Annotated in this window: 4 protein-coding genes and 1 pseudogene; all 5 read left to right on the top strand. The window is 45.0% G+C overall.

Annotated elements, in window-relative coordinates:
• A pseudogene (locus WEIDD23_RS14990) lies at window positions 1-164 on the top strand (fructokinase); the annotation flags it as partial.
• 66 nt (window positions 165-230) lie between these two features.
• Window positions 231-665, top strand: a complete 435-nt coding sequence (locus WEIDD23_RS11660) for a hypothetical protein (protein WP_010370637.1) — start codon at window positions 231-233, stop codon at window positions 663-665.
• Between the two features lie 10 nt (window positions 666-675).
• Complete coding sequence (locus WEIDD23_RS13820; RefSeq protein ID WP_010370640.1) at window positions 676-834, top strand: hypothetical protein; 159 nt, start codon at window positions 676-678, stop codon at window positions 832-834.
• Between the two features lie 95 nt (window positions 835-929).
• Window positions 930-1136 carry a hypothetical protein gene (locus WEIDD23_RS11655; protein ID WP_010370643.1) on the top strand — a complete coding sequence of 69 codons (207 nt, stop codon included), beginning with the start codon at window positions 930-932 and terminating at the stop codon, window positions 1134-1136.
• Between the two features lie 20 nt (window positions 1137-1156).
• Entirely contained in the window at window positions 1157-1687 is a 531-nt protein-coding gene (locus tag WEIDD23_RS11650; RefSeq protein ID WP_010370645.1) for a hypothetical protein, read from the top strand.
• The last annotated feature ends 105 nt before the right edge of the window (window positions 1688-1792 follow it).

Here is a 1792-nt window from a genome sequence, read left to right as displayed (position 1 = left end):
TACCACATCGCGATGTCTTGATGTCGCTTGTCCGCAAGTCGTTTGCGGCACAACTGTCAGATTATTTGGCGGTGCCGAACTTAGATGACTACTTGGTTCGAGCGGGTAATGGGGATGACGCTGGTATTTTAGGTAGCTTCTACTTGGCCAAGACATTAGTTTAAATTCACGCTATAATGAAAACCTGATCAACGATGGTCAGGTTTTTTGCGTTAGGAGGCACACTTGGTATGCAGGATGAACAACAGGTGATTGAATTTTGGGGACCGGAATTGTTAAAGGCGGCTGTCTTTGACGGTATTTCGTTAACGGACGGTACGTTTATGACCGATGCGTCGCGCCGACTGGTGTTTATTGGCTCGTCTGACAGTGCGGTTGCGATGACTGAAGCGGTTGACCCTGCCACCAATGCGCATCCGCTCCTTGTGAAGCAGTTTCCAGTGACGAACAAAACGTTGTCAGTGTTGCGGATGGCGTTTCCAGGTTACGACGTGCTACTAACGGATGGTATCTACCGGTTAGACTGGCGCCCAACTTGGGGTCACCCAACGATTCGCCAAAGTTATATTGCGGATTTTAAAGATGCGTTTGAGTATGAGGTGGGTCATCAACAATTTGCGAGCTACCTCCGTGATGCAACAATTCGCTATGCTGAGGAAGGGTAAACGAGACGAGATGAAAAAGAGTACGTTAAAGTTGGGTATGACTGTCATTGCGGTCGCACTGTTTGTCTATGCGTTAGTTGATATGTTTTTGTACCATGATAATCGACGAATGGCGTTGATTGTGTTCGTAGCGCTACTGTTAGGCTATTACGCCGCAAAAGTGAAATAAGAATGATGAGGCAGTTTGATTGTTAATCGAGTTGCCTATTTTTTATGCCTTAATCTGTTGGTATAATGGAGAGACTTAAAGGGAGTGATAGAAAAATGATGATGATTTTGCAAGTAATTGTGTTGATTTTTATTGTGTTAGCGTTAGCTGGTTTAGTAATTGGTTTAATTGGCGGCTTGATCCATTTCTTTAAGACGAACCGACAATTACCAATGGGTACTCGGTTTCAACTATTAGGTAAAGATGTATTTGGTACGATGGTTAAGATGATTGGACGTATTTTTACATCACTGGCGAACTAAATCAGAAAGTGAGGACATTGATGTATTACGAATTTACGACAGTTACAATTGCGGACGAGTTAGCTGAATTACATATTGTTGCGCAAGATAGTGACGTGCCTGCGCAACACGTTCGCGTGGCGTTGTCGCAAAAGTTAGCGAAACGGTTGGGATTGAATTATGACTCGTTACCACGATTAACAGATGAGGATGACCGGACTTATTATGCGGTGACGACTGGGGATGACCAGGTTTTGATTCGAAATGCCGTTGACCATGATCCAGAGACTTTGGTTGTTGGTGACTGGGAGACCTATCTTGATGGTAGCCAAGGAGAGTTTGGTCCATTTGTTTTTGCTTTAGTTGATGAATGGCGAAATGCTACGGCAATTCGCGATCGGTTCCAAGTGGGGCAAGCGTCGTTTGAGATGCAATCTGAGTGGCCGTGGATGTTCTACCAAGCGCCACGTGACATGACTAAGCGGATGGTGTTGGATCATCGCGACTTTCATAGTGAAACGATTGCCGAGGTTCAGCGGACTGTCGCACGTGATTTACATTACGGTAAGTAATGCGTCATTTGCAGGGGCCTATTAGTCGTGATAGAGTACGTATATAGGAGAGCCGGAGAGAACATGGTTGGTCACACCAGTTATTATCAGACAAGTCCTCCTATT

It is taken from the genome of Weissella sp. DD23, assembly GCF_001579105.1.
Taxonomy (GTDB): Bacteria; Bacillota; Bacilli; order Lactobacillales; family Lactobacillaceae; genus Weissella; species Weissella cibaria.
This window is presented reverse-complemented; position numbering and strand designations above follow the sequence as displayed.

Excerpts from the sequence above, each read along its gene's own strand:
- WEIDD23_RS11660 (WP_010370637.1), top strand. The coding sequence starts at position 231 with ATGCAGGATGAACAACAGGTGATTGAATTTTGGGGACCGGAATTGTTA.
- WEIDD23_RS13820 (WP_010370640.1), top strand. The coding sequence starts at position 676 with ATGAAAAAGAGTACGTTAAAGTTGGGTATGACTGTCATTGCGGTCGCA.
- WEIDD23_RS11655 (WP_010370643.1), top strand. The coding sequence starts at position 930 with ATGATGATGATTTTGCAAGTAATTGTGTTGATTTTTATTGTGTTAGCG.
- WEIDD23_RS11650 (WP_010370645.1), top strand. The coding sequence starts at position 1,157 with ATGTATTACGAATTTACGACAGTTACAATTGCGGACGAGTTAGCTGAA.